We start from the raw sequence: 7,266 nt of genomic DNA on the forward strand, positions 1-7,266 counted from the left end.
CGTTACTGCGGCTACCACATTTACTACGATCGGAGTTTGTGAACTTTCACAAGTACCATTTGTTTGACTTACATAATATGTAGTGCTTCCGACACTTGAAGTATTTGGCCTTGGTGCATTTGTACTTCCTGTGCCACCGGGAGATGTGTACCAAATTAAGGTATTGGAGCCGGTTGGTGTGGCAGTGAGCGCCGCCGCAGTTGCACCAACACAATATGTAACTGGTGAAGTGACCGTAGGGCCTGAATTAGGAGCTGCATAGACTATTACAGTGGAGGAATTATTATTTCTATTTGCTGCGGGCTCTTCAATGGTTTCTGGTGTAGTAGAGGTATTATAATAAACAACTGAAGCTGTGTTGCTGTAGTCTATTGCCGTACCAGATACCTTCTTCAAATTAAATGAAATTTTATCGGCGTAACTGAGTCCAGCATTTAAATTCGCATTCGACTTTGAAAATTTATAAGTATTTCCTGTATTTGAGACCGTCCAGTTAGGGGCATTTATAGCAGAAATTGTATATCCAGTGGGAATTACGTCCGTTACTTCTACGCGTCTATTAGCACCAAGCGCATTTGATGTACCAATATTTGATACTGTTAATGTGAAAGTATTTCCATTAGTCAGGTCAACACAGCTTTTATCAACAGCTTTATCAACGATAAAATCTACATTGGCCGGATAAATAGCGGTTGCGACTGTCGAAGTATTGTTATCCAAATCTTGGTCAGTAATATCAGAGGGGGTAACTGTAACGGTATTGAAAAACTGATTTCCTACAGGCATTGTTGCATTAGCATTCAATGTTCCGTTTACAGTAATTACACCCGTTGAGTTCTTCAACATGTTAAATTTTGCGTTAAACGTATTTGTTGGAGATGTTGTGGGAAGTGTTGAATTAGCTGTATTGGCTGCAAAACCACTATAAGTAATACTGTTAATAGTAAAACTTGCACTTGGAATAATATTACCGTTTCCATCCTTAAGAATATCATTAAGTGCAACATCTGTTAAATCAGCATCAGTGTCGTTAACAACGGAGATGGTATAAGTTAAAGGAGTTGAAGCACCTAAAATAAGCGAGCTCTTATCTGCAGTTTTAACCACTCTTATATTACCCGGTGTGGTAACGAGTAAATTTCTAATTTCGTGATTGTTAAACCCCCCTCCTGTTGATGCTGCAAACCCAAGTTTTAATTGTGCTGGTGGTGCAGTAGCTGTCGTATAGGTAAGTAAATCGGTAAAAGCACCATTAGGTGTTTTTGTCCATCTTATCGTAATTTTATATAGATTACCAGGTACAGGCGTAATTTCGACTTGAACCCTCCTGTAAAATTGCGCATTCGTCGGTCGGGTAGTAGTGACAGTATTATAATCAACCTGGTTTTCTGTTGTCGACCCTGTATTATTTGTAATATCTAATACCTGATTTGCATCTTTTAATGTAACGCCGGCTAGATAAGGGTTTGTAGTTGATGCTGACGCCGTTGTAGGCCCTCGTAAAACTATAGAATTTGGTCGAGGCCCGGGGCCTCCTATTCTACCTTCTGTTGGATTAGCAAAGTTGCCAAACTCGTCTATACCTATCCCAATATAACCGCCAGCCAATCCGTTAGCGGTAGTTCCAGTAATCGGCGCATATCCCAAAGATCCACCATAACCACCCAGTGCAAAATTGGCCGTTGCATCAAATAAAAACAAGCCAATTCCATCTGCGCCGTTATATGTATTGTCCGCTGTATTACGCCAAGTTTTATATTCAAAATCAATTAAAACACCTAATGTTGATGGAAATGATTTATCTACGTATGCATATCCTTTTTGATTCCCAGAAGCAGATGTTAGCCTTAACCAACCATCATTAACAGGATCTAGAGTACCTGATGTTAACGTTGCATTATCTCCTCTTTTAACACCATTAGCGGTACTGCCTTTAAAATTTTCAGTAATCGTAAACTGTGCAAAAGCATCTTGTAACCCTGTAGAAAGAAATAAAATCACAAAAAGCAGAAAAGCGCCAAAACATTTAACGAATTTCTTCGTTAAATAATGGTTACAACAAGAATAATTTCGTGTGAAGCCACACGAATAAAGTAGAGTTTTATTCATACACGGGACGATAAGAGCTGCAACAATTGGGATGATGCAATTTTATAAGTCTGTTGATTATAAATTTCTTACGAAATTTTAAACCTCCCGGTTTTAAAAGCCTTTAACTTTTATCACCTCTGCTTACAGGCATAGCAATTCGGCTACGAAGATATTACAATGCTTTGTCAAATTAATGTAACGAATTATTTTTGTGTATTATTAGTTCTACACGTTGTTAATATGTTGACTTATCCAGAAAATAAAGGCTGTTTATAGCCCATCTGAAGCTAATTAAATTGCCACAGCCTCTTAGATCATTTGACTTATGTCAATTCTTATTTTACAACCATTAGTTGTAAATATAATTCAGTCGTGATTTGGTAAGATACAATAGAAGATTTCAATCTTCATCGAAATTTCTATAGCTGGTTCCATTAAAGACTTTTGGTTTAAATCGTTCTTGATTTGAAAAATTTTACTGCTTAAATAAAACGCTACCTCACAAACAATTGCGCATCATATATGTATTGTTAACATGAAATTTATACTTCTGTTGATGATCACTTTATTGGGTATCGGGTGCCATAACACAAATCCTGAGCAGGGCGCCGGAGGAATCAAGGTAGACAAACCGGTAACGCTATCAAATGATGCGATCGTTGATTCAACTAGAGCCCTTATCGATCAAAAGTATGCACTACGGAAAAAATTGAGCGAAGGAAAGATAACCGAAGCCGCGTTTAATGAACAAAATACGATGCTTAATAACACTTTCAAAGTGCTTTTCAATAGCCTTTCACCAGCTGATACCTTAAAGATTGCAAGTTACCAAAAAGAGAAAGCACAGGATGCTGAGAAAGATTCCATAAAATCAAATAAGGCGCCAAGATGGGAATAAACAAACATGAAAATAGTAAAGATGCGCCGAAGCCGGTTGGCAAATTTGCGCAAACATTCATTAGCCTTTACGAAGTTTTTAGCTTTATAGGTCGCTTTTTCAAGGAAGCATTTCTCCCGCCCTATGAGTTTAAAGAATTGATGCGGCAGTGTTATGAAATTGGCTATCGCTCTGCGCTGCTGATTTCTACTACAGGCTTCATCACAGGATTGGTTTTCACCAAGCAATCGCGTCCCTCGCTTTCTGAGTTTGGTGCAACATCATGGTTACCCTCACTGGTGGGCATCGCCCTTTTAAGAACTTTAGCTCCCCTACTTACCGGTCTCATCGCAGCAGGGAAAGTAGGATCAAGCATCGGGGCTGAATTAGGATCAATGAAGGTGAGCGAGCAAATTGATGCGATGGAAGTTTCAGCAACCAACCCTTTTAAATTTTTAGTAACCACACGGGTACTTGCGGCAACCATCACCATGCCTATTCTAACTTTCTATACCGCTATGGTAGGGATGTTAGGTGCTTTGTTAAATGTTTCTGTAAATGAGGGCACAAGTGCGACTACCTTTTTTCAAAGCGCATTGGAAAGCATCACGTTTTTAGATATTATCGCTTCGACCTTCAAAGCCATTTTATTCGGATTTACCATCGCTGTAGTAGGTTGCTACCAAGGGTACAACTCTTCGAAAGGAACCGAGGGTGTGGGTAAAGCAGCAAACTCCTCTGTAGTAACCGCCATGTTTTTGATTTTTATTGAAGAGGTGGTTTGCGTTCAGATATTCAGTCTTTTTAACACTTAACAGCAAATGGTACAGAAAGAAAATATACATACAGATGCGGAAAAGGTAATCGAGATTAATGGACTTTACAAAGCTTTTGGCAGTTACCAGGTACTTGAAAACGCTTCTCTTGATTTGTATAAAGGCGAAAATTTGGTGGTTTTAGGAAAATCTGGGACAGGAAAATCTGTACTTATCAAAATTATCGTGGGCTTACTTCGTCCTGATTCTGGATTAGTGAAAGTGCTGGACCACATCGTTGATGAAATCTCCTACGAAGAACTTTTGGCCTTACGGTTAAGAGTTGGTTTCTCCTTCCAGAACAGTGCGCTTTATGATAGCATGACTGTAAAGGAAAATCTTGAATTTCCACTGGTAAGAAACCGAAGAGACATGGGTAAAAGCGATGTAAATGCGCTTGTAGAAGAAATGCTCGATGCGGTAGGTCTCTCTCAAACCATTAATCAGATGCCTTCAGAACTTTCTGGTGGTCAGCGAAAACGAATTGGTATAGCCAGAACTTTAATGCTGAAACCTGAAATTATGCTTTATGATGAGCCAACCGCTGGCCTCGACCCCATTACATCAAAAGAAATAAACAAATTGATTAATACAGTACAGGAGCGTTACCATACCAGTGCAATTGTAATTACGCATGATTTAACCTGCGCTAAAGAAACCGGAAACCGAGTGGCCATGCTGGTGGAGCGAAGTTTCGAACGCCAGGGAAGTTTCGAACAGATCTTCAATACTGGCGATCCACAGGCACAACCATTTTTTGACTACAACTTTATACAATAAACATGAACGACAATAAAAAGAAAATAACGGTTGGAATATTCATTGCCATTGGCATTCTGATATTCGTATTTGCGATATTTACATTGGGCAGTCAAAAGAAAACCTTTGTAAAAAGCTTTACCCTTAGTGTGGTTTTTAATGATATTCAGGGATTAAAGAAAGGCAATAATGTGTGGTTTTCAGGTGTGAAGATTGGCACAATCAAAAAAATAGAATTTTTTGGCACCTCACAAGTGCGGGTATTTTTAAGTATTGAGGAAGATATGCATAAATACATCCACAAAGATGCCGGAGCAAGCATTGGCGCTGATGGGTTAATCGGAAATAAGATTGTGGTGTTAACAGGGGGTAATCCTAAATTTCCTTTTGTAGAAGATGGTGATGTGCTGAAAGTAAATAGCTCTTTATCTACAGATGATATCATGAAAACACTTCAGGTAAACAACAAAAACCTGGTAGATGTTACAGGTGATTTCAAAATCCTGGCCAGAAATTTAGTGGATGGTAAAGGTGCTGCAGGTGCGCTTTTATCTGATGAACAGTTGGCAATGAACTTCAAAACAATGGTTTCCAATCTAAATCGCATCACGCTTTCAACGGCTCAAACCGCTCAGGATCTTAATACCTTTGGCAAAACTTTAAATAGTAAAAATGGATTGGTGAATAAAATGATGACTGACACAGCTGTTTTTGCCAAACTGGAAAAATCTGCCGCTTCCCTACAACAAACTTCACAGTCTGCCTCTTTGATGGCAGCTAACCTGGAAAAAGCTTCGGGCAAATTGAATACTACTGATAATGCGGCTGGTTTACTTTTAAACGATGCTAAAACTGCAGAACAGGTAAAAGCGATAATGACCAATCTGGAAAAAGGCAGTAAAAAACTTGATGAAGATTTGGAAGCTCTACAAAGTAATTTTCTGTTCAGGGGCTTCTTTAAGAAACGAGCCCGTGATTCAATAAAAAACCAATAATATTTAATCAGGCTATCTTTTAAAATGAAAAGATAGCCTGATTCTTTTTTAATTGATAAACAAAATAGCAGTTATGCCGAAATGGTTAATTATTGTTTTAATTTTTTTAGCGTTAGTTTTGGGATTGTTCTATGCTCAAAAAAAACAGCTGTTGAATATGGGTAAAACCCACGGCACATCAAAAGGTCATTACTAGCTTTGAGTCCTTTTCTTAAACATAACTGACGATATAGAACTTAATAAGACTTAGCTTATACTTTTTTTACATTAATCGCAATTAGTCCCTTTTTTCCCTGTTCGCTATTATACTCAAGATTTGAGGTCACGAACCAATAAACTGGTTACATGTACAAATAAATCTTCAGAATGACTATCTAGTATAATAAAACCAAATCTTTTTTGCTATTGTACATTATCACTATTCATTGTTCCATAATTTTCATTTTATATTTTGGAGTATATTTCCCAATAAACAAGTTAAAAGGTCAACAAAATATCTATCGAAGATTTAAGAACAATTCTTCGTATAGAATGAACTTGAAGTGCAAAGAATCAAAACTTTGCTGCGCAGTTCTTGTTGTAGATTATAAACATGAACGATATGGCAGCTAAAGAACAAGAAGAAGAAAAAGGCAAAACTAAAGGGAACTCTAAAGAGAAAGCCAGTTTTGATCAGAATGGAAAAGGTGCTTCAGAGAAGTATGGTCAGGCGGGTGAAACGCCAAATGAATCAGAAACGGAAAAAGGTGCTGGAACTACTAATGAGAATAGAAAATAGGAATGCTTTTAAGCATTCCTATTTTTCGTAAATGCTCATTTTCTCTGCAAGTTCAATAATACTTTTAATTTTTAATTTCTGGAAAAGTCTGAGTTTATAAGTACTTACAGTACCCATCTGAAGATTTAACTGATTGGAAATTTCCAAAACACCAACCCCCTTGGTTAATAACTCTGCTACTTCCAACTCTCTGCCCGATAGTTTGGTAAATGGATTATCAGCATCATTACCTAAAATACTATTAAACATATTTTCTTTAACATTCCTGCTAGAGTAACGGCTTCCTGCCAATATTGTAGTGATCGCGGTAACAATCTCAGATTCTTCTGCATTTTTTGTGAGATACCCCGATGCGCCTGATTTTAAATAAGGCACTGCATAGATGTTCTCGTTTAACGACGAAAAGACTAATATTTTAGCGTTTGGCTGAACCAGTTTGATTTGATCAATCACCCTTAGATTATTCCCACCAGGCAAATTCACATCGATAATAATTAAATTAGGTGATTTCTCGGTTTCTACCAATGCCTGTTCAAGCGTTCCGGCACAAATGATTTCAACACCAGCCCAAAAGTCAGAAATCAAACTTTTTAAGCCTCTGCGAATAATTTCGTGGTCATCGGCAATCAATACCGTGAATGTACTCCCTGTGTTCTTTGCTTTCATGTTCAACTAATATCTTGCAATTTAATAATTTGTAACCTTTTTATCTAATTTGTAAACATTTTTATTCAAATATCGACTGCTTTTATCTAATTCAACGTGTAGACTTTATTATACATAACTTCAAAATTCATATAATTTAGAAAACCCTCGGTGTTGCGATTCTAATATTAGGCTTAATAAAAGAGTATGCTATCGAAATTTCATGTGTTCCGCCACTGTAACCTTGCAATGGTCCGATTGAGAAATCATAGCCATAACCAATACTCAACTTCTCTGATGGGAAAA

General features: G+C 37.5%; 8 protein-coding genes and 1 pseudogene. 5 read left to right on the forward strand and 4 right to left on the reverse strand.

Features of this window, described 5'->3' with window-relative positions; translation table 11 throughout:
* On the reverse strand, nt 1-2,109 hold a 2,109-nt coding region (locus ON09_RS21050; protein ID WP_010603049.1), incomplete at its 3' end, for a hypothetical protein.
* 517 nt (nt 2,110-2,626) lie between these two features.
* Here ON09_RS21050 and ON09_RS21055 point away from each other — a divergent pair.
* The 4 genes from ON09_RS21055 to ON09_RS21070 are packed head-to-tail and all read left to right on the forward strand — an operon-like array spanning nt 2,627 to nt 5,537.
* Nucleotides 2,627-2,989 (forward strand): hypothetical protein, encoded by a 363-nt coding sequence (locus tag ON09_RS21055; RefSeq protein WP_124914576.1) that lies wholly within the window; start codon nt 2,627-2,629, stop codon nt 2,987-2,989.
* Nucleotides 2,980-3,783, forward strand: coding sequence for an MlaE family ABC transporter permease (locus tag ON09_RS21060; RefSeq protein WP_010603051.1), 804 nt, complete (start codon nt 2,980-2,982; stop codon nt 3,781-3,783). The genes ON09_RS21055 and ON09_RS21060 overlap by 10 nt, the downstream gene beginning before the upstream one ends.
* Nucleotides 3,784-3,789: 6 nt before the next feature.
* Nucleotides 3,790-4,563 carry an ABC transporter ATP-binding protein gene (locus ON09_RS21065; protein ID WP_010603052.1) on the forward strand — a complete coding sequence of 258 codons (774 nt, stop codon included), beginning with the start codon at nt 3,790-3,792 and terminating at the stop codon, nt 4,561-4,563.
* A gap of 2 nt (nt 4,564-4,565) precedes the next feature.
* Nucleotides 4,566-5,537 (forward strand): MlaD family protein, encoded by a 972-nt coding sequence (locus ON09_RS21070; protein WP_010603053.1) that lies wholly within the window; start codon nt 4,566-4,568, stop codon nt 5,535-5,537.
* Nucleotides 5,538-5,846: 309 nt separating this feature from the next.
* On the opposite strand, the pseudogene ON09_RS26930 reads toward ON09_RS21070, so the two are convergent.
* Nucleotides 5,847-5,927, reverse strand: a pseudogene (locus ON09_RS26930) (hypothetical protein); the annotation flags it as partial.
* Nucleotides 5,928-6,138: 211 nt separating this feature from the next.
* On the opposite strand from ON09_RS26930, the gene ON09_RS21075 reads away from it, so the two are divergent.
* On the forward strand, nt 6,139-6,315 hold the full coding sequence (locus ON09_RS21075) for a hypothetical protein (RefSeq protein ID WP_157259041.1): 177 nt from the start codon (nt 6,139-6,141) through the stop codon (nt 6,313-6,315).
* An 18-nt stretch (nt 6,316-6,333) separates the two neighbouring features.
* On the opposite strand, the gene ON09_RS21080 is transcribed toward ON09_RS21075, so the two are convergent.
* Both ON09_RS21080 and ON09_RS25300 read right to left on the reverse strand, forming a co-directional pair.
* A complete protein-coding gene (locus ON09_RS21080) occupies nt 6,334-6,981 on the reverse strand; it encodes a response regulator (RefSeq protein WP_010603055.1) in 648 nt (215 codons plus the stop codon).
* A gap of 136 nt (nt 6,982-7,117) precedes the next feature.
* Complete coding sequence (locus tag ON09_RS25300; RefSeq protein ID WP_238533761.1) at nt 7,118-7,249, reverse strand: type IX secretion system membrane protein PorP/SprF; 132 nt, start codon at nt 7,247-7,249, stop codon at nt 7,118-7,120.
* Nucleotides 7,250-7,266: the final 17 nt, after the last annotated feature.

This window comes from Pedobacter agri PB92 (assembly GCF_000258495.1).
In the GTDB taxonomy this organism is placed as follows: Bacteria; Bacteroidota; Bacteroidia; order Sphingobacteriales; family Sphingobacteriaceae; genus Pedobacter; species Pedobacter agri.